The organism is Bacillus sp. V3-13 (genome assembly GCF_002860165.1).
Lineage (GTDB): Bacteria > Bacillota > Bacilli > Bacillales > Cytobacillaceae > Bacillus_BJ.
The window spans coordinates 1-18,590 of record NZ_PGUZ01000052.1 but is presented as its reverse complement, the minus strand read 5'-3'; the positions used below and the strand labels follow the sequence as shown (position 1 = coordinate 18,590).

The following is an 18,590-nucleotide window of genomic DNA, read 5'->3' as shown; positions in this document are numbered from 1 at the left end:
AATAAAAATACCACAGCCTAGATGACCGTGGTAGACCCAAAATTTTATACTTTCTTATCTTTTAAATAAAAACCGAAGAAAAATCTTCGGCTTCTATTCGCTGACTGTGCCCGTTTCCTGCTCGCGCAGCCTTTCGAGTGCCATTTCGTAAGCATCATTCCCATAATTTAAGCAGCGCTTCACACGTGAGATCGTTGCTGTGCTTGCTCCTGTTTCCGTTTCAATCTTATGGTACGTTTTCCCCTCACGAAGCATTCTCGCCACTTCAAGCCGCTGGGCAAGTGATTGGACTTCATTGACGGTTGCCAGGTCATCGAAGAAACGATAGCATTCTTCAAGGTCTCTTAATGAAAGAATAGCTTTAAACAACTGGTCAAGTTCTTTCCCTCTTAGTTTATCAATTTGCATGTATAGAAACTCCTTTAAATTGATTGTGTTTCAAAAGATACACTCTGGTCAATGCCGGGGTCCGCCGGCACGACATTGATCCAGGTTTTTCCCGGGACAAGCGGCGCGGCAGAACCACCGATAAACGGAAGGATCTTGCCATCGACGTTTTTCCATTCCACTTCATTGCGCTTCCCTTTTTGAAGCAAAAAGGCACGTCCGCCCGAGGTTAAGTCAATCTCGCGGCGGCCGGCATCATCCACGATTGCATGTTCTGTTTCGACAATAAGAATATTATCAATCAAGACCGGCTCCCCTGTCTCATAGTCGACGGTTTGTTCTCCGCCGGAATAGCGCTTGTATTTGCCAAGCTTGTCATCATATTCAAAGCTCGAATTAAAATCCTCTGAAGAATAGGAAATCATCGCTGACCGGGCATCCTCGCCACTGATCGTATCCAGCTCTTTTTCTGTATAAAATTCAAGGCTTGCCGGGCTCTGATTCATTGGATAGTTATTTTCTTCAGCACCCTTCATAATGTTCCCGAACGAAATATACGAATTATGGGGCGCTTTTCGGAAGTTTGCCCTTTGGAAAAGCGTTCCGTCATAGGCCATTCCGTTTAAATGGTCGATGTAGCCTTTTTCAAGCATTGATTTTGCTTCGGGACTGTATCCGTGCGCAATAAACAAGCTGCCATACCCTTTGGCAAGTTCAATATAGTATTCCCGGGCACTTCGGACCGGCCCGATATTTTCCGGTTTTTCACTTTGGAAAATAGCCAGAAACCGCGTTACACCGCCCTCAGCCAGGACTTCATAAACAATATCGGCCTTGTCCAATCCCGACTGTGGCCTCGCTGCCGGATGATTATTGACCATAACAGCAACAGCACGTCCATCTGTCGCCTCTTCAGAACCAATTCCCGTTAACGGGTAATACTCCGAGAAAGATGTTTCAGCACCCACCTCTTTTACTGTCTCATCAGCCGCCTTTTTGACATGGTCTTTTACTTCCTCTTTGTTGCTGCATCCAGAAAAAAGCAAAAGCAGACCCGCTGCGAGCACAGTCGCCTTTTTCAGCATTGATTTTCCCCCTAAATAACCCTTGGTATATATCTTTGTCTATTTCTGTGAATTTCACTTTATCTCTGTTATATTTTAACGCATTATTGACGGAAAGAGTACCATTTTATTCATAACATCGTACATTCCTTGCTGCGTAATTCGAATATACGGAAGATGGGTTGATGAAAAAAATAATAGTGTATACATCGGGTCGGCAAATTGGTACCCCTTGTTTTTTAAATATTTGAGCAGCTGCTTTTCTGCTTCGATTAACGTTTCGACCCTTTGATCGGACATGACACCCCTTAGTTTTAAAGGGATTTCCTGTGTAACTTCGCCATTTTCGGTTGTAACAATACCTCCGCCCAGCTCTTTCATCCGGTTAAAAGCGGCGATCATATCTTGCTTATTTTTACCTATTAAAACAATATCGCCCGTGTTCGAAAACGAACTTGCCAATCCGTCCAAATCGCGGGCAAATCCTTTCAGCAGCGTATTGACTCTCCACTTTCCGTTTCGGTCGATCAGCATAAAAAAGGACTCGTCATGCTTTTTCGACAGCTCGTTTGTTGATACATCTATCGTAACGGAATAAGGTTTTGTAATAACGGTATTCTCCAGTTTAATTCCGAACGGCATCGAAAATTGCATATCATCCATCGTCAGTTCCCAGTTGATATTCAACGGCTCAAGTCCAAATTCTCCCCATTTCACTTCCGGGAAACTGTCAACTTCATTGCCATTTCTTTTGACCCACTTTCCTTTTGCAAGCACTGAGACAGGAGTAGGGTTATTTTCATCCTCCAGGAAATTAATGTTGGCAACCCGGCCGGTCGCAATGCTCCCATGCAGATGGTCAATATTATAGTAACGGGCGGGATTAATCGTCGCCATGTTATAGGCATCCAGAATCGGAACTCCTTTGTTAATCGCAATGCGGATCATCTCATCAATCACCCCTTGTTCGTAAAATGAAGAGAAGGACCCGTCCGTCGTCAATACAAATCTGTCATATGCGGCAATACCAAGCTCGTGAATTTCATCGAGGAGCCCCGGCAAATCAGGCCGAATCGAAGAATATCGGAGTGACACCATATACCCCTGCATCAGCCTGTTCAGGACGTCCTTTCCGGTCATCGATTCATGATCACAATCAGCCCCGAGCAGCATCATTTTTGCAAGCGTCTTTTCAGACGCACCCGGGAAATGGCCTTCAATTTGTTTCCTCATTCTTTTTGCTTCCTGAATCCAGTGGAGCATCATATCATCGCCATCCAACAGCTTCGGCCAGCCGGTCAGCTCGCCCCCCTGTAAAACAGCGTCATGCTCAAGCCACGATTTGATTTCAGCGTGCGAAAATAACTTTTCTTCCTCAAGAATTTCCGTTTGCGCATCAAAGCGGCACCACCAATACATCGTCGCTGGAAGATTGCGCATTTCCTTCAAAAATGAAAACGCTTTCCTTTTTTCCAATTGTAAAACAAGCACCATGTTATCGTTCATAAACGTTGTCGTTCCAAACTGTGATGCATATCTGGAAAATGAATGGGGATTATATAATTGAAATGGATGGGCATGCGGCTCGATATAGCCGGGGACCAGCCTTTCTTTTGGAGATTCGATCATTTCACATCCACTTATATTATCCGGAAGCTTTTCTCCTACATAGACAATCCGGTCATCATAGATCCAAATATTCGCTGTCATCCAGCGACGAAAAGTTTGATTCAGATATGTAGCATTTTTAAGCAATATTGTCGGTGAAATCTTGCCGTCCAGTACGGCGACGTGCTCACGCAAATGCTTGTTTTTCCACCGATAACGCTGATCAAGCACCACCATTCCCTCCTTGCAGTTTACTGTGTTATATGAATAGATGAAGAGTCATTAAGAAAACCCTTACAAAAAGGTTTTGTTATATACTAACATACTTCACTGTTTAGCACATTAAAGAATTAGAAATAATTGTGAAAAATTTTATCAAGGGGCGTCGACAAATGAAAATAACACCTAATATCGGGATTATCAATGCGTTAATTAGAATAACGGTCGGATTGACTGTTCTTTCGTGGAGCACTGCCAAGCTTGTAAAAAAACCGCGGCGTGATTCTTATTTAGTGATGGCCATGCTTGGAGCAATGAAGGTGGCCGAAGGAATTGTCCGCTATTGTCCAGTTACTGCTCTCTTTGAAACAGGACAGCATAACATGCAAAATCGCGAAAGCCAATCACAGCCCAATATGAAGGAAAACGGTCACAACCAGGCAAAGCAGGCGGTCACGCAAAACAGCGGAAACAATTCAAAACAGGATGAAAAGCACGCCGGCGAAAAGCAACCAAAACAGGAAAAGAGCGAATCTGGCGACGACATAAAGACTGAAATAATCAACCAGTTGCTTGGGGACAATCCTCTTAAATAATAATGAAGTTTTCAAGCTTCGGCCCAAAAGCTTAAATTATCTTAATATAGCGACCATCAACAGCAGCGCGATTTTAAATAGCAGCTGACAAAAATCAAGCCTGCCGCTATCAGGGCAGGCCAGGCATCTAAAGGAGTTGACTGAACACATGTTCCTTGAATACATAAGTGATGTGTTGTTTGTGCTGATTACTTTGATAGGCAGCATTGTTGCCCTGGTATATGTTTATGTTCGCAAAACTAACAAGAAACGGGCCCGATAGCTTTGTGGCCAATATCTTTACGATAAAAAACGCCTTCGCATTGTAAACTGGCCAGTCCGCGATAAACTTTGGCCTGCGCTTCCTTTAATGTTTCGCCTTTCGCAGCGGCCAAAAATACACGTCCTCCGCTTGTACGATATTCTCCGAGCTCATTCTTTTCGGTCCCGGCATGAAACACTAATACTTCTTCCTGCACTTGCTCCAGCCCTGTTAAAACCGCTCCGCGTTTATATTCGCCAGGGTAACCTTGTGCCGCAACGACAACGCCGACCATCGCTTCTTCATCCCATTCCACTTCAGGTGCTTCACCCTGAAGGAGTGAAAGGAGTACTTCGACAAGATCTGATTTCATTCTCGGCAAAACCACCTGTGTTTCCGGATCTCCAAAGCGGGCGTTAAACTCAATCACCTTCGGGCCTTTATCCGTCAAAATCAGACCCGCATAAAGGATGCCGCAAAAGCTTCTATCTTCCTTCACAAGTGCCCTGGCAGCCGGTTTCAAAATCGTTTCAACTGCTAAATCGACGGTTTCTTTGCCGATTTGCGGCACCGGTGAATACGCGCCCATTCCGCCTGTATTCGGACCCTTATCCCCATCAAATGCGCGCTTATGATCCTGGGCTATTTCGAGCGGGACGACGGTTTCCCCGTTGACAAGCGCCATAAGCGAGAACTCTTCACCGTCGAGAAATTCTTCAATGACAACGGTTGATGAAGCGACACCGAATTTTTCATTTAACATCATATCTTGTATGCTTTGAAGCGCTTCTTCGATTGTAAAAGCGACTGTCACGCCTTTCCCCGCCGCCAGACCATCCGCCTTAATCACAATCGGGGCACCATTTGCCTCTATATACGCCTTCGCGTCCTCGAAGTTTGAAAAAGTATTGTAATCCCCGGTTGGAATATTGTATTTTTTCATCAGGTCCTTCGCAAATGACTTGCTTCCTTCAATGATGGCAGCGGCTTTTTTCGGGCCAAAAACCGGCAGACCCGCCTCGGCAAACCGGTCTGCAAGTCCTTCAAGCAAAGGAATCTCCGGACCGATAATCGTCAGGCCGATGCCCTCTTCCTTTGCAAATTGGAGCAGCTTTTCCTGATTGCTTTCATCAATGGGCAGGCGCGTTGCGGCATCAGCCATCCCCTCACTGCCCGGTGCTGCAAAAACCTGCTCGACTAGCGGACTTTCGGAAACCTTTCGGCAGATCGCGTGCTCGCGGCCGCCTCTTCCAATCACCAATACTTTCATTTGTGCACCTCCAAAAAGACTCAATGTTTGAAATGCCTGATACCTGTGAATACCATTGCGATTCCGTACTCGTCCGCTTTTTTAATCGAATCTTCATCTTTAATGGAACCGCCAGGCTGGATAATCGCTGTAATACCTGCCTTGGCCGCAGCTTCGACCGTATCGTTCATTGGAAAAAATGCATCCGATGCCAGTATCGCACCATTCGCTCTTGCACCTGCTTGTTCGAGTGCAATCTTGGCTGCACCGACACGGTTCATTTGGCCGGCTCCGATCCCCAGTGTCATGTCATCTCCTGCGACGACGATCGCATTTGATTTCACGTGCTTCACAACCTTCCAGCCAAGCTTCAATGCCCGCCACTCTTCTTCAGAAGGCTCTCTTTTTGTAGGCACAGAAAGTTTGGCATCATCAATGGTATGAAGATCCTGGTCTTGAACGAGCAACCCGCCTTCAATCGACGACAGCTTGACTTCCGGATTCCCGTTACTTGCAAATGGGATCGTTAGAAGGCGGAGATTCTTTTTGCCTGTTAAAATCTGAAGAGCTTCGGGTGAAAATCCCGGAGCAATGATAATTTCCAGGAAGATCTCATGAAGCTTGGCCGCTGTTTGCGCGTCTACCTCACGATTAAACGCAATAATTCCGCCAAAGATCGAAACCGGATCGGCGGCAAAAGCCTTTTCAAACGCAGTAAACACACTGTCACCTGTTCCCACCCCGCAAGGATTCATATGCTTGACAGCAACAGCAGCAGGTTCCGAAAATTCCTTCACGATTTGCAAAGCGGCATCTGCATCATTGATATTGTTATAGGAGAGCTCCTTACCGTGCAGCTGGTTTGCTTTTGCGATTGAAAAACTTGAACCGAGCGGCTTGCTGTAAAATGCCGCTTTTTGATGCGGATTTTCCCCGTAGCGCAACGTTTGCTTTAACTCATAAGTCACCGTCAGCTTCTCCGGGTTCTGTTCGCCGACTAGCTCAGTCATATAGGAGGCAATCTTCGCATCATAACTGGCTGTGTGGCGGAAAACCTTGGCAGCAAGCTTCCGGCGTGTTTCTTTTTTCACTTCTCCCTGCTGTAATTCATCGAGCACAAGCTGGTAATCGGCAGGATCAACCACGACCGTAATCGATTCATGGTTCTTTGCTGAAGCACGCAGCATTGCCGGACCGCCAATATCGATGTTCTCAATCGCTTCTTCCACCGTTACATCCGGCTTAGCAATCGTTTGCTGGAAAGGATAGAGATTGACGCAAACAACTTGGATCGGCTCGATTTGGTGTTCTGCAAGCTGCTGCAAATGGCCTTCGTCATCATGCTTTGCAAGAAGGCCGCCATGAATTTTTGGATGAAGAGTCTTTACCCGTCCTTCGAGGATTTCTGGAAAACCTGTAACATCAGTAACACCCATAACGGGAATACCGTTTTCCTGAAGGGTCTTTTTCGTTCCGCCCGTTGAAATAATCTCGTATCCAAGGTCTGCCAGTCCCTTTGCAAACTGTGTGAGATTGCTTTTATCCGAAACGCTGATTAGTGCACGTTTTTTACCCATTGCTTTTCCTCCTTGGCTGTGAATAGCTTCTGTAAAATGTATGGATACAGCTCATGTTCTATCTTCTGGATTTTTTCCTGCAGGCTTTCTCTCGTGTCATCCTCACTAACCTCAACTGCCTGCTGGGCAATGATCGGGCCTGTGTCCATGCCTGCGTCGACAAAATGAATCGTTACCCCGCTAATTTTTACCCCAGCGTTAAGAGCTTGGCCCACCGCGTCTTTTCCCGGAAAGGCTGGCAAAAGTGATGGGTGGATATTGATAATCTTCCCTGCAAAATCACTTAACAGAACAGATCCGATTAAGCGCATATAGCCCGCCAGGATCACAAATTCAACGCCGGACTCCTTAAGCCTGACGAGAATTTCCTTTTCATAGTCTTCCTTGCCGGAATAATCCTTTGCGCTGAATACAAACTGGGGAATGCCCGCTTTTTGTGCCCGTTCAATCGCATAAGCATTCTCTCTGTCACAAACGAGCAGCTTGATTGATGCATCCAGTTTCCCTCCCTGGACCGCATCGATAATCGCCTGAAAATTACTGCCGTTTCCGGAAGCAAACACCGCGATGTTTTTCATGTCCATCCTCCGTATTATAAATGGATTTTAATCGCTTCCCGATCGGATACCGTGCCAATCCGATACGCTTTTTCACCGGCTTCATTAAAGTGTGCCAGCAGCGTTTCCGCATCCTTTTCAGCTGCGGCAACCACCATGCCGATGCCCATATTAAAAATATTGAACATCTCGGACCGTTCAAGGCTTCCTTCTTTTTCAAGCAAATCAAAAATAGGCAATATAGGCCACGTACCTGCTGTTATCTCTGCCCCAAGTCCTTCCGGGAGCATGCGGGGAATATTTTCAATAAAGCCACCGCCGGTAATGTGGGCGAGCCCTTTAATTTCGAATTTTTTGATCGCCGCCAATATTGGTTTGACATATATTTTTGTCGGGCGCAGCAGCTCTTCGCCCAATGTACAGCCCAATTCGTTCACATGATCCTTAAGCGCAAGTTTGCGATCCTGCAACAATATCTTTCTGACAAGCGAGTAACCATTGCTGTGGATCCCGCTTGAGGCGAGCCCGATCAGCACATCACCGGACGCAATCGTCTTACCGGTAATGATGTTTGCTTTTTCAACGGCTCCAACTGAAAAACCGGCGAGATCATACTCATTTTCATGATACATTCCCGGCATTTCTGCTGTCTCACCGCCGATTAAAGCACAGCCCGCCTGCTCGCAGCCGTCAGCAATTCCTTTCACAATTGCTTCAATTCGTGCCGGATCTGCCTTGCCGCAAGCGATATAGTCGAGAAAACAGAGCGGCTCCGCACCCTGGACAACAATATCGTTGACGCACATCGCAACAGCGTCAATGCCTATCGTATCATGGCGGTCTGCCATAAAGGCAAGCATCAGCTTCGTGCCGACACCATCCGTTCCTGAAACGAGGACCGGTTCCTTTAGGTTAAGAACAGACAGGTCAAACATTCCGCCAAATCCGCCAAGAGTGCCGATCGTGCCAGCCCGCATCGTCTTTTGAACATGCTTTTTCATTCTTGCGACAGCCTCATAGCCGGCTTCGATATCTACACCTGCTTGTTTATAAGCGTTAGCCATTTTCGCTCCTCCTATTTTAAAAGAAAAGCGACATTCAAGATGCCGCAATCTGCCTTATTTTTTTGAATGATCAAATATGATGATTGAGTCCCGGCAGCGGTGATTAACATGTCACCTTTTTTCCGCCGCCTACTGCAGGATAGATTTCCGTAGGGTATTTACCGGTAAAGCAGGCCAGGCAATGGCCGCGCGTCTCTCCGTCCTCGTTTTTGCCGATCGCTTCAACCATTCCCTCAATGCTAAGGAATGTTAAAGAGTCTGCACCAATCTGCTTGCGGATTTCTTCAACTGAATTGCTCGAAGCGATCAATTCCTCCGTTGTCGAGGTGTCGATTCCGTAAAAGCACGGATTTTTAATCGGCGGTGAACTGATGACAACATGGACCTCGAGTGCACCGGCCTCCTTTAACATCGTAACAATCCGCCTGCTCGTTGTGCCGCGGACAATTGAATCATCAACCATAATGACACGTTTGCCTTCAACAACACCGCGGACCGGAGAAAGCTTCATTTTGACACCCTGCTCGCGAAGTGATTGGGACGGCTGGATAAACGTCCGGCCAACATAGCGGTTTTTTATTAAGCCGAGCTCATAAGGAATACCTGTCGCTTCGGCATAGCCGATCGCTACCGAAATGCTCGAATCAGGCACACCCGTCACGACATCCGCTTCTATTGGCGCTTCAACCGCCAACTGCTTGCCGAGATTTTTTCGTGCTGTGTGAACATTGATGCCATGGATATTGCTGTCAGGACGGGAAAAATAAACATATTCCATCGTGCAAATCGCCCTGGTTGTATTCATCGAGAACATTTCGGAATGAATGCCTTCATCATTGATGGTGATCAGTTCACCGGGAAGCACGTCACGGATAAACTCCGCACCGACAATATCAAACGCACATGTTTCGGAAGCAACTACATATGCATCGCCTAACAGACCTAGCGAAAGCGGCCGCAATCCGTGCGGATCAAGGGCAACCATCATTTCCGACTCAGTCATCACCAAGAACGCGTAAGCACCCTTTAACATCGTTAAAGCATTTTTCACTTTATCTTTTAATGATGAATAGCCGCTTCTCTTGATTAAATGAGCAAAAACCTCAGTATCGGAGCTCGTTTGAAAAATGCTTCCCTGGCCTTCAAGCTGATGCCTTAGCGCATCTGCATTAACAAGGTTGCCATTATGGGCAAGCGCAAGGCTTCCCGTTTGCGAATGAAACAGCAAAGGCTGGACATTTTCGTAGCCCCCGCCGCCGGCTGTCGCGTAGCGGACATGGCCGATTGCCGATTTACCAGTCAGTTCTTCCATCGCCTTGGCAGTGAACACTTCGGTGACAAGCCCTTCGCCTTTCACACCTTTCAGGACTTCACCGTCTGTTGTGACAATGCCGGTTCCTTCCTGGCCGCGGTGCTGGAGGCTGTGCAATCCATAGTACGTAATCTGGGAAGCATTTTCATGCCCCCAGACGCCAAATACGCCGCATTCTTCGTTTAATCCTCTTATTTCAGCAAGCATGGAATAGCTCCTTTCCAGGCCTCTTCTAATGATTTTGTCTTTATGTTTAAAACTTCACCTTCAGCTGATTCCACTTTCAATTCAGCCGATGCTGTCACAACTCCAATAAGGTTTGCGTCAACGATTTTTTCAAAAGCTTCCTGATGCTCTTTTTTCACAGAGACTAAAAAGCGTGACTGCGACTCGCTGAACAGGGCTGAAACGATATCTCCGGAAACGTTCACTTCTGCGCCTAAATTGTCTGTGCCGATCAAGCTTTCCGCAATCGCCACAGCGAAACCGCCTTCGGCAATATCGTGAGCCGAGGCAACAAGTCCCGCCCGGATTGCTTTAAGGAGCTGCTCTTGGCGTTTTTGCTCGGTTTCAATATTTAATTCGGGCGCTTTCCCAAAAATCCTTCCGTATTGCAGCTTTTGCAGCTCACTGCCGCCAAATTCAGGCTTCGTATCGCCCAGTACATAAATGAAATCTCCGGAATTTTTAAACTGCTGTGTGGTGATATGGTCAACATCTTTGACAAGACCAACCATGCCGACAACCGGTGTCGGGTAAACCGCATTCCCATTGGTTTCGTTATATAACGAGACATTACCGCCGATAACCGGTGTATTGAGTGCCCGGCAAGCCTCACTCATTCCATCGACCGCTTTTTCAAGCTGCCAGAAAATCTCCGGCTTCTCCGGGTTTCCAAAGTTCAGGCAGTCTGTAATCGCAAGCGGCTCTGCCCCGGAACAAACAATATTCCTCGCCGCTTCGGCAACAGCAATTTTTCCGCCTGTTTCAGGATCTAAATAAAGAAAGCGGGAGTTGCAGTCAGTCGTCATCGCAAGTGCCTTGCGGGTTCCACGAATCCGGACAACAGCTGCATCCGACCCGGGCGAAACAACGGTATTTGTGCGGACCATATAATCATACTGGTCGTAAACCCATTCTTTGCTGGCGATTGTTGGCTGCTTTAAGAGCTGCAATAAAGTCTGTTCATAATTTTCAACCGCTGGAACTTCATTGTCGATCGCCTGGAACTCACGGAAGTATTCAGGTTCCTTTGATGGCTTATGATAAACCGGTGCCTCTTCCGCCAGCGCATCAACCGGAACTTCAGCAACGATTTCGCCTTTATGAATGAGGCGCAGCATTTTGTCATCCGTGACCGTTCCGATCGCCACGGCTTCAAGCTCATATTTAGAAATTAACTCAGTGATTTCGTGCTCTCTTCCTTTTTCGACGACAATCAGCATCCGCTCCTGTGATTCGGACAGCATCATCTCATAGGCTGTCATCTCCGTTTCCCGCTGGGGAACCAGGTCAAGATTCATCTCAATGCCTGATCCTGCTTTACTTGCCATTTCAGCAGAAGAACTCGTTAAGCCTGCTGCACCCATATCCTGAATGCCGACCAGGGCATCAGACTGGATAATGTCGAGGCATGCTTCAAGGAGAAGCTTTTCCATAAACGGATCGCCGACTTGAACAGCGGGGCGCTTTTCGTCCGACTGTTCATTCAGCTCTTCCGATGCAAATGTAGCACCATGGATACCATCACGGCCCGTTTTCGCACCGACATACATAACCGTATTGCCGACTCCATGCGCCTGCCCTTTTTTAATATCTTTATGGTCAATTAAACCGACACACATTGCATTAACAAGCGGATTACCATCGTAGGATGAATCAAATTGCACCTCTCCGCCAACGGTCGGTATCCCGATGCAGTTGCCGTACCCGGCAATTCCCGCTACTACCTCTTTAAAAAGATAACGGACGCGGGCAGAATCAAGTTCGCCAAATCTTAGCGAGTTGAGAAGGGCGATTGGCCTTGCTCCCATCGAGAATACATCGCGAATAATTCCGCCAACACCTGTTGCCGCCCCCTGGTACGGTTCAATCGCCGATGGGTGGTTATGGCTCTCGATTTTAAACACAACCGCCTGCTCATCACCGATATCAACAATTCCCGCTCCTTCGCCGGGACCCTGCAATACTCTTTCACCCGTTGTTGGAAACTTTCTTAAAACAGGCTTTGAATTTTTATAGCTGCAATGCTCAGACCACATAACCGAAAATAAACCAGTCTCGGTATAATTCGGTGTCCTTCCGAGAATTTTTTCAATCATCGCAAACTCGTCATCCGACAAACCCATTTGCTGATAAATTTTGTCTGTTTTTATTTGTTCGGGACTTGGCTCAAGCGTTAACAACATGTGCTTCCCTCCAATGTTTTACGATCGATTGAAAAAGTTTCAAACCGTCGGCGCCGCCCAGTAACGGGTCTGCCGCCCGCTCCGGATGCGGCATCATTCCGAGAACATTTCCTTTTTCATTGATGATTCCGGCGATATCTGCGAGACTGCCGTTCGGATTTGTGCCGCTATACGTAAACACAATCTGCTTGTTCTTTTTTAAGCTTGCGAGAGTCTCCTCATCGCAATAATAGTTTCCTTCCCCGTGGGCAACCGGAATTGTAATAATCTCCTCTTTATCATACGCCGATGTAAACATCGTCTCATTATTTTCAACCTTTAACTGCACCGGCCTGCAGATAAATTTCAGGCTTTCATTCCGTCTCATCGCGCCTGGCAGCAGTCCTGCTTCAAGCAAAATTTGAAAACCATTGCAGACACCAAGAACAGGCTTTCCTGCTTCAGCCGCATTGACAACTTCCTTCATGACATTGCTGAAACGTGCAATCGCTCCTGAGCGCAAATAGTCCCCATAAGAAAAGCCGCCCGGCAGTAAAATTCCGTCATATCCCGCTAAGCTTTCCGTATTATGCCAGACATATTCTGCTTCTTCGCCAAGCTCATCCTTTATTGCATGGTACATGTCAACATCACAATTGGATCCCGGAAAGACGACCACCGCAAACCTCATTGGTTGACACACTCCTCTATTTCATAACGATAATCTTCAATGACTGGGTTAGCCAGGATCTTGCTGCAAATTTCTTTAACTGTTTCTTCAACATCCCGATCTGTTTTTTCAATGGTAACTTCCATGTACTTTCCGATCCGCACATCAGCGACTTCGTTAAATCCTAAAGAATGAAGCGAATGTTCAACCGCTTTCCCCTGAGGATCCAATACACTTTCGCGGAGAGTTACATAAACCTTTACCTTATACATTCTATCTGCCTCCCAGTCTCGTTAAAATGTTCTCGTACGCTGTCGTCAGATCCCCCAAATCACGGCGGAATACATCTTTATCAAGCTTTTCATTCGTCTCCATATCCCACAGTCTGCATGTATCCGGAGAAATTTCATCTGCCAGTAAAATATGGCCTTCCCTGTCTTTTCCAAACTCAAGCTTAAAATCGATAAGGCGTATGCCCAATTCTGCAAAAAAGCTTAATAATATCGCATTTACTTCGAGAGCCTTTTCTTTTAACAGCTCTATCTCCTGCTTGGCCGCCAATCCCAGCTCAACGATATGATCGTCAGTTACAATTGGATCGCCCAGCTCATCATTTTTTAAATAAAACTCGACAAGCGGCTTTGATAAAGGTTTGCCTTCTTCCACACCGAGCCTTTTTGAAAAACTCCCGGCCGCCGTATTGCGGACAACCGTTTCCAGCGGGATGATCGTTACTTTGCGAACGATCTGCTCAGTTTCTGACAATCGTTCAACAAAGTGGGATGGGATTCCCCGTTCGTGAAGCTTTGAAAACAGTAAACTCGTAATCTCGTTATTTAAACGGCCTTTCCCGGCAATTGTGGCCTTTTTCTCTCCGTTGAAGGCTGTAGCTGAATCTTTGTACTCAATCCAAACTAAGTCATTCTCGTCTGTACTATAAATTCTTTTAGCCTTTCCTTCGTACAACAGCTCTCTTTTTTCCATGAAAGGAGCCTCCTCACCTTAGAAAAATTGGGAATCTTCAGTCTGGATTCTTCGTCAGCAGCTGAATTTCAGGCTGCTGACGAACTTTTTTATAGGCCTACTCGTTCAAAAATAGTATTTACATGCTGAAGGTGGTAGTTGTAATCAAAACAGTCATCGATTTCTGCCGCTGAAAGCTTCGCAGTAATTTTTTCATCCGCTTCAATTAACGTGCGGAAAGGCACCTGTTTTTCCCACGCTTCCATTGCCTTCGGCTGCACAGTATCATAAGCTTCTTCGCGGGAAAGACCCTTATCGATCAAAGCAAGCAGGACGCGTTGTGAATAAATTAACCCGAGGGTCCGGTCCATGTTCCGCTTCATATTTTCCGGATAAACGGTCAAATTCTTTACAATGTTACCGAAGCGGTTCAGCATATAATTTAAGGCAATCGTGGCATCCGGCAGGATAATCCGTTCAGCTGAGGAATGCGAAATATCCCGCTCATGCCATAAAGGAACGTTTTCATAAGCGGTCATCATATAGCCGCGGATGACTCTTGCCAAACCGGTCATATTTTCCGAACCAATTGGATTGCGCTTATGCGGCATCGCTGAGGAACCCTTTTGGCCCTTCGCAAAAAATTCCTCGACTTCCCGTGTCTCGCTTTTTTGCAGCCCGCGGATTTCAACTGCAAATTTTTCTATCGAAGTAGCAATTAACGCAAGCGTCGACATGTAGTGGGCATGCCTGTCACGCTGAAGCGTTTGTGTTGAAACAGGAGCCGGCTGAAGCCCGAGTTGTTCGCAAACATACTTTTCAACGAATGGATCAATGTTTGCATATGTGCCGACTGCCCCGGAAATTTTTCCGAATTCCACGCCGGCAGCTGCCTGCTTGAAGCGTTCGAGGTTTCGCTTCATCTCTTCATACCAGAGCGCAAGCTTTAATCCGAAGGTTGTCGGCTCTGCATGGACACCATGTGTCCGGCCCATCATCACAGTAAATTTATGTTCTTTTGCTTTATTTTTTATAATCTCAATAAACGCTTCAAGATCTCTTAAAATGATCGAATTTGCCTGCTTCAGCAAATATGATAAAGCTGTATCGACAACATCTGTGGAAGTAAGCCCGTAATGAACCCATTTCCGCTCCTCACCCAACGTTTCCGAAACCGCCCGGGTAAAAGCGACGACATCATGCCTTGTCTCTTCTTCAATTTCTTTAATTCGATCGACATTAAAAGACGCCTTTTCCCTGATTTTTTGTACATCGGCCTTCGGTATCTCTCCAAGCTCTGCCCATGCTTCACAAGCAAGAATCTCCACTTCAAGCCACGCTTTAAAACGGTTCTCTTCCGTCCATATTGCCCCCATCTCCGGGCGGGTATAGCGTTCAATCATATAGTTAGCCTCCGATTTTTTCAGTCACATTGTTCCATATTCCAAATTGTTCTGCTTCCTGCAGTGCAACGTCTGTTGATTCGCGCAAAATGGTCACATGCCCCATTTTCCGTTTGAACTTCGCGTCTTTTTTTCCATACAAATGGATTTTCCAATCAGGAAGGCCTGGAATCTTTTCAAGAATCCGCGCCTGATGTTCTCCTAATATGTTGACCATTACTGCCGGTTTTAATAGCTTTGTGCTCCCTAAAGGCCAGCTGCACACAGCCCTGATATGCTGTTCAAATTGCGATGTTTCACAAGCCTCGATTGTGTAATGTCCAGAGTTGTGAGGCCTCGGGGCCAGTTCATTAATGTAAATTTGCTCATCAGCGGTTAAAAACATTTCAACAGCGAGTGTGCCAACAAGCTCAAGAGAATGTGCGAGTTCTTTCGCTTTTTGAATAGCGTTTTTTTCTGCTTTGTTACTTATTCGGGCGGGTACAATGGTTTGATGAAGAATGTTGTCCTGATGGATATTCTCCCCGACAGGAAAGACAGCTGTCTCACCTTGTTGGTTTCGCACGATAATCACCGAGATTTCCTTTTCGAAAGGAATCCATTTCTCGAGCACGCAAACTCCTTTTTCAAGTAGTTTACCAGCGGCCTTTATATCGGCGCTGCTGCGGACGACATGCTGGCCCTTGCCGTCGTAACCGCCTCTTGCTGTTTTTAAAACAGCCGGGTAGCCGAGCTTGTCTATCGCATCATATATATCGTCCACAATATGAATTACTGAATACGGTGCGACTTCCACCCCTGATTTTTCAATTGCAGCCTTTTCGCTTGTACGATCCTGGGTGATTTCCAGCAGTCGGTTTCCCTGCGGGACATAGGCGTTTTTGCATAACCACGTTAATGCCGCAGCATTGATATTCTCAAACTCATATGTGATCACATCACTAACTTCCGCAAGTTGTTTGATCGCATCTAAATCGTCATATTCACTTGTTATTCTGTAATCAGCCACTTGTCCACAAGGTGAATCCTCGACAGGATCAAGCACAGCTATTTTGAATCCCATTGCTTTTGCTGATAAAGCCATCATTCTTCCGAGCTGGCCGCCCCCAATAATTCCGATTGTTTGCCCGGGCAAAATTGTTTTATAAGACAAGTTCATCACTGCTTTCTAACACCGTTTCCTTCATTTGATTCCTTAAATCTGCGAGCTTTTTGCTTATTTTTTCGTCAAATGATCCTAACATTTGTGCAGCGAGCAATCCTGCATTCTTCGCTCCCGCATTGCCAATCGCCACCGTTGCTACCGGTACTCCGCCAGGCATCTGGACAATTGACAAAAGAGAATCAAGTCCATTTAGAGCCTTCGACTGCACCGGCACACCGATTACTGGCAGGACGGTTTTAGCAGCAACCATCCCAGGCAAGTGTGCAGCGCCTCCGGCTCCTGCTATAATGACCTTTAAACCTCTATCTTTAGCATTTTCCGCGTATTTAAACATAAGATCCGGAGTCCGATGGGCTGAAACAACTTTTTTCTCGTAAGGTATTTCAAGTTGTTCGAGTACTTCACACGCGTTTTTCATTGTGTCCCAATCCGACTTGCTTCCCATAATCACACCAACGAGTGCTTTCAAGGCATTCCCTCCAGCTCATTTTCGCCATAAAAATAGCCCAAACAGACACCTATCTCCATAATAAGAGAAAGCCGTCTGTCCGGGCGTTCATTGACAAGTATAAATACATCTTTGAAAACAAAGATGTAGCAACTCGTTTACCGGGCATATAGACTTTCCCTCATAGTCCGATAATTTACGGTTATCGGGTAGAGACTTATGGGCCATATCCCCATCATTATACGAGGGTAATCATTAATTAAGTTTTTATCACTATCCCTATATTAACAACTATTTAAAAGGATTGTCAAGACCATTATCGAACATTTGATTATTTTTTAATGCCTAATGTTCGTGTTTTACTGTTGTGACGGCTTTGCTTCAAATACAATCTGCCTGCCAGCCGGTTCGTATCCTGTCGTGTCTCCCCGGATCACTTCTTTAAAGATTGGTTTTTCAATTCTTCTAACCGGTACGTATCCAGCTTTCTTGATTCTTTCTAAACATTGATCAATGCTTTCGTTTTCTTGAACCTCAAATAATTGCTTTTTCTTATTCTTGCTCATGAAAACAATTTTCCCTTCTTCACAGACTTGACCCAGAAACCGCCATAGATGGTTTTTGGTTCATATGCGATGATAAAAGCTTTTGGATCGAGTTCCTTTATCGTCTGGTACAGTTTCAATTCATATTTTCGGGGCGTTAAGATTTGCAAGGCCATCCGGTCTCCTTCCAGGCCGTTTGCCGCCCAGCTTGTCACCCCGTAACCTTTTTCCCGTAACATTTTCGGCAAATCTTTATCATACTCCTTCGTAATGACATTGACCGTAATATACCCCAAAGCAAGTTTCTCCTCAATTTTCATCCCGGCGATGACTCCGATTCCATATCCGACGGCATAAGCAATTAAATTCTGAATTTCATTTAGATTTTCCAGAACCAGGCCGAGCCCAACCACATATATGACCACTTCCACCATACTGATCAGTGCAGCCAAATAGCGCTGTCCTTTTAAAGTCAAAATCATCCTGATCGTAAAAAAGGAAACATAGACAATGTTTATGATAAGGATAATCGCAACCATTACAAAACTATTTTCAAGCAAAATAAGACCCTCCTTTAAAAGTGAGGACCGGAGAATCCCCATTAAGGTTATATTGTACAAAAAACTGGTCCGGGTTGGCGACCCTTTTCACAATATATTCCCTTGTTTATTTATGATTATCCTATTTTTCATATTGAAATTACTCAGTTTTAAGTGGGAAAGGCAGTTTTAGGGATGGAGAAGGGTATTTTCAGGAAAACTATGCAAAATACTGTTGGTCCTAAAATTAATTAAGCGGAAATTCGGATGATTTACGTGAAAGTACGGTGGAATTAAGCGAAAATCTGGCTTAATTAAGCGAAAAATCCAGGAATTAAGCGATAATCCTGATTAATTAAGCGAAACGGTGTTTCGGACGTTTTTCTCATTTAAAGAAAAATAAAAAAGAACAACCATCATCGGCTGTTCTTTCGCATTCGCTTGGCGGCGTCCTACTCTCACAGGGGGAGACCCCCAACTACCATCGGCGCTGAGAAGCTTAACTTCCGTGTTCGGGATGGGAACGGGTGTGGCCTTCTCGCCATCGCCACCAAACTATTTGGTTAGAGAACTTCGTTCTCTCAAAACTGGATAAT

General features: G+C 45.8%; 19 protein-coding genes, 1 rRNA gene and 1 riboswitch. Of the genes, 2 read left to right on the top strand and 18 right to left on the bottom strand.

Features of this window, described 5'->3' with window-relative positions; all coding sequences use genetic code 11:
• Window positions 1-93 precede the first annotated feature (93 nt).
• The 3 genes from CU633_RS17410 to CU633_RS17400 form a co-directional block, all read right to left on the bottom strand.
• Window positions 94-408, bottom strand: a complete 315-nt coding sequence (locus CU633_RS17410; RefSeq protein WP_101661853.1) for a YerC/YecD family TrpR-related protein — start codon at window positions 406-408, stop codon at window positions 94-96.
• Between the two features lie 14 nt (window positions 409-422).
• Window positions 423-1,472, bottom strand: coding sequence for a DUF3048 domain-containing protein (locus CU633_RS17405; RefSeq protein WP_101661852.1), 1,050 nt, complete (start codon window positions 1,470-1,472; stop codon window positions 423-425).
• Window positions 1,473-1,547: 75 nt separating this feature from the next.
• On the bottom strand, window positions 1,548-3,290 hold the full coding sequence (locus tag CU633_RS17400) for an adenine deaminase C-terminal domain-containing protein (RefSeq protein ID WP_180955015.1): 1,743 nt from the start codon (window positions 3,288-3,290) through the stop codon (window positions 1,548-1,550).
• Window positions 3,291-3,451: 161 nt separating this feature from the next.
• On the opposite strand from CU633_RS17400, the gene CU633_RS23430 reads away from it, so the two are divergent.
• Both CU633_RS23430 and CU633_RS23675 read left to right on the top strand, forming a co-directional pair.
• Window positions 3,452-3,874, top strand: coding sequence for a YgaP family membrane protein (locus tag CU633_RS23430; RefSeq protein WP_257958967.1), 423 nt, complete (start codon window positions 3,452-3,454; stop codon window positions 3,872-3,874).
• Window positions 3,875-4,022: 148 nt separating this feature from the next.
• Entirely contained in the window at window positions 4,023-4,136 is a 114-nt protein-coding gene (locus tag CU633_RS23675) for an EYxxD motif small membrane protein (protein WP_374703386.1), read from the top strand.
• On the opposite strand, the gene purD is transcribed toward CU633_RS23675, so the two are convergent.
• The 15 genes from purD to rrf all read right to left on the bottom strand — a co-directional run bounded on the left by purD (window position 4,114) and on the right by rrf (window position 18,549).
• Window positions 4,114-5,385 carry a phosphoribosylamine--glycine ligase gene (gene purD / locus CU633_RS17390; protein ID WP_101661850.1) on the bottom strand — a complete coding sequence of 424 codons (1,272 nt, stop codon included), beginning with the start codon at window positions 5,383-5,385 and terminating at the stop codon, window positions 4,114-4,116. The genes CU633_RS23675 and purD overlap by 23 nt on opposite strands.
• A gap of 20 nt (window positions 5,386-5,405) precedes the next feature.
• Complete coding sequence (purH, locus tag CU633_RS17385) at window positions 5,406-6,941, bottom strand: bifunctional phosphoribosylaminoimidazolecarboxamide formyltransferase/IMP cyclohydrolase (protein ID WP_101661849.1); 1,536 nt, start codon at window positions 6,939-6,941, stop codon at window positions 5,406-5,408.
• A complete protein-coding gene (gene purN, locus CU633_RS17380; RefSeq protein WP_101661848.1) occupies window positions 6,920-7,519 on the bottom strand; it encodes a phosphoribosylglycinamide formyltransferase in 600 nt (199 codons plus the stop codon). Before purN ends, purH begins: the two co-directional genes overlap by 22 nt.
• A gap of 14 nt (window positions 7,520-7,533) precedes the next feature.
• On the bottom strand, window positions 7,534-8,562 hold the full coding sequence (purM, locus tag CU633_RS17375) for a phosphoribosylformylglycinamidine cyclo-ligase (protein WP_101661847.1): 1,029 nt from the start codon (window positions 8,560-8,562) through the stop codon (window positions 7,534-7,536).
• Between the two features lie 103 nt (window positions 8,563-8,665).
• The gene (gene purF / locus CU633_RS17370; RefSeq protein ID WP_101661846.1) at window positions 8,666-10,081 is read right to left on the bottom strand and encodes an amidophosphoribosyltransferase; all 1,416 of its coding nucleotides are present in this window, start codon (window positions 10,079-10,081) and stop codon (window positions 8,666-8,668) included.
• Window positions 10,066-12,282, bottom strand: coding sequence for a phosphoribosylformylglycinamidine synthase subunit PurL (gene purL / locus CU633_RS17365; RefSeq protein WP_101661845.1), 2,217 nt, complete (start codon window positions 12,280-12,282; stop codon window positions 10,066-10,068). The genes purF and purL overlap by 16 nt, the downstream gene beginning before the upstream one ends.
• Complete coding sequence (purQ, locus tag CU633_RS17360; protein ID WP_101661844.1) at window positions 12,266-12,952, bottom strand: phosphoribosylformylglycinamidine synthase subunit PurQ; 687 nt, start codon at window positions 12,950-12,952, stop codon at window positions 12,266-12,268. The genes purL and purQ overlap by 17 nt, the downstream gene beginning before the upstream one ends.
• Entirely contained in the window at window positions 12,949-13,203 is a 255-nt protein-coding gene (gene purS / locus CU633_RS17355; protein WP_101661843.1) for a phosphoribosylformylglycinamidine synthase subunit PurS, read from the bottom strand. The genes purQ and purS overlap by 4 nt, the downstream gene beginning before the upstream one ends.
• A gap of 1 nt (window position 13,204) precedes the next feature.
• Window positions 13,205-13,915, bottom strand: a complete 711-nt coding sequence (gene purC, locus CU633_RS17350) for a phosphoribosylaminoimidazolesuccinocarboxamide synthase (protein WP_101661842.1) — start codon at window positions 13,913-13,915, stop codon at window positions 13,205-13,207.
• Window positions 13,916-14,004: 89 nt separating this feature from the next.
• Entirely contained in the window at window positions 14,005-15,297 is a 1,293-nt protein-coding gene (purB, locus tag CU633_RS17345; RefSeq protein ID WP_101661841.1) for an adenylosuccinate lyase, read from the bottom strand.
• A 4-nt stretch (window positions 15,298-15,301) separates the two neighbouring features.
• Window positions 15,302-16,456, bottom strand: coding sequence for a 5-(carboxyamino)imidazole ribonucleotide synthase (gene purK / locus CU633_RS17340; protein ID WP_180955014.1), 1,155 nt, complete (start codon window positions 16,454-16,456; stop codon window positions 15,302-15,304).
• A complete protein-coding gene (gene purE, locus CU633_RS17335) occupies window positions 16,440-16,931 on the bottom strand; it encodes a 5-(carboxyamino)imidazole ribonucleotide mutase (protein WP_101661839.1) in 492 nt (163 codons plus the stop codon). Before purE ends, purK begins: the two co-directional genes overlap by 17 nt.
• Before the next feature lie 143 nt (window positions 16,932-17,074).
• A riboswitch (purine riboswitch) is annotated at window positions 17,075-17,176 on the bottom strand.
• Between the two features lie 93 nt (window positions 17,177-17,269).
• Window positions 17,270-17,476 carry an NETI motif-containing protein gene (locus CU633_RS17330; protein WP_101661838.1) on the bottom strand — a complete coding sequence of 69 codons (207 nt, stop codon included), beginning with the start codon at window positions 17,474-17,476 and terminating at the stop codon, window positions 17,270-17,272.
• Window positions 17,473-18,057 (bottom strand): DUF2179 domain-containing protein, encoded by a 585-nt coding sequence (locus CU633_RS17325; RefSeq protein ID WP_374703387.1) that lies wholly within the window; start codon window positions 18,055-18,057, stop codon window positions 17,473-17,475. Before CU633_RS17325 ends, CU633_RS17330 begins: the two co-directional genes overlap by 4 nt.
• Before the next feature lie 376 nt (window positions 18,058-18,433).
• Window positions 18,434-18,549 (bottom strand): 5S ribosomal RNA (gene rrf / locus CU633_RS17320).
• Window positions 18,550-18,590: the final 41 nt, after the last annotated feature.

What these genes read in the sequence shown, in the direction of transcription:
- CU633_RS17410 (WP_101661853.1), bottom strand. Translation starts at nt 408, where the DNA reads ATGCAAATTGATAAACTAAGAGGGAAAGAACTTGACCAGTTGTTTAAA.
- CU633_RS17405 (WP_101661852.1), bottom strand. Translation starts at nt 1,472, where the DNA reads ATGCTGAAAAAGGCGACTGTGCTCGCAGCGGGTCTGCTTTTGCTTTTT.
- CU633_RS23430 (WP_257958967.1), top strand. Translation starts at nt 3,452, where the DNA reads ATGAAAATAACACCTAATATCGGGATTATCAATGCGTTAATTAGAATA.
- CU633_RS23675 (WP_374703386.1), top strand. Translation starts at nt 4,023, where the DNA reads ATGTTCCTTGAATACATAAGTGATGTGTTGTTTGTGCTGATTACTTTG.
- purD (WP_101661850.1), bottom strand. Translation starts at nt 5,385, where the DNA reads ATGAAAGTATTGGTGATTGGAAGAGGCGGCCGCGAGCACGCGATCTGC.
- purH (WP_101661849.1), bottom strand. Translation starts at nt 6,941, where the DNA reads ATGGGTAAAAAACGTGCACTAATCAGCGTTTCGGATAAAAGCAATCTC.
- purN (WP_101661848.1), bottom strand. Translation starts at nt 7,519, where the DNA reads ATGAAAAACATCGCGGTGTTTGCTTCCGGAAACGGCAGTAATTTTCAG.
- purM (WP_101661847.1), bottom strand. Translation starts at nt 8,562, where the DNA reads ATGGCTAACGCTTATAAACAAGCAGGTGTAGATATCGAAGCCGGCTAT.
- purF (WP_101661846.1), bottom strand. Translation starts at nt 10,081, where the DNA reads ATGCTTGCTGAAATAAGAGGATTAAACGAAGAATGCGGCGTATTTGGC.
- purL (WP_101661845.1), bottom strand. Translation starts at nt 12,282, where the DNA reads ATGTTGTTAACGCTTGAGCCAAGTCCCGAACAAATAAAAACAGACAAA.
- purQ (WP_101661844.1), bottom strand. Translation starts at nt 12,952, where the DNA reads ATGAGGTTTGCGGTGGTCGTCTTTCCGGGATCCAATTGTGATGTTGAC.
- purS (WP_101661843.1), bottom strand. Translation starts at nt 13,203, where the DNA reads ATGTATAAGGTAAAGGTTTATGTAACTCTCCGCGAAAGTGTATTGGAT.
- purC (WP_101661842.1), bottom strand. Translation starts at nt 13,915, where the DNA reads ATGGAAAAAAGAGAGCTGTTGTACGAAGGAAAGGCTAAAAGAATTTAT.
- purB (WP_101661841.1), bottom strand. Translation starts at nt 15,297, where the DNA reads ATGATTGAACGCTATACCCGCCCGGAGATGGGGGCAATATGGACGGAA.
- purK (WP_180955014.1), bottom strand. Translation starts at nt 16,456, where the DNA reads ATGAACTTGTCTTATAAAACAATTTTGCCCGGGCAAACAATCGGAATT.
- CU633_RS17330 (WP_101661838.1), bottom strand. Translation starts at nt 17,476, where the DNA reads ATGAGCAAGAATAAGAAAAAGCAATTATTTGAGGTTCAAGAAAACGAA.
- CU633_RS17325 (WP_374703387.1), bottom strand. Translation starts at nt 18,057, where the DNA reads ATGGGGATTCTCCGGTCCTCACTTTTAAAGGAGGGTCTTATTTTGCTT.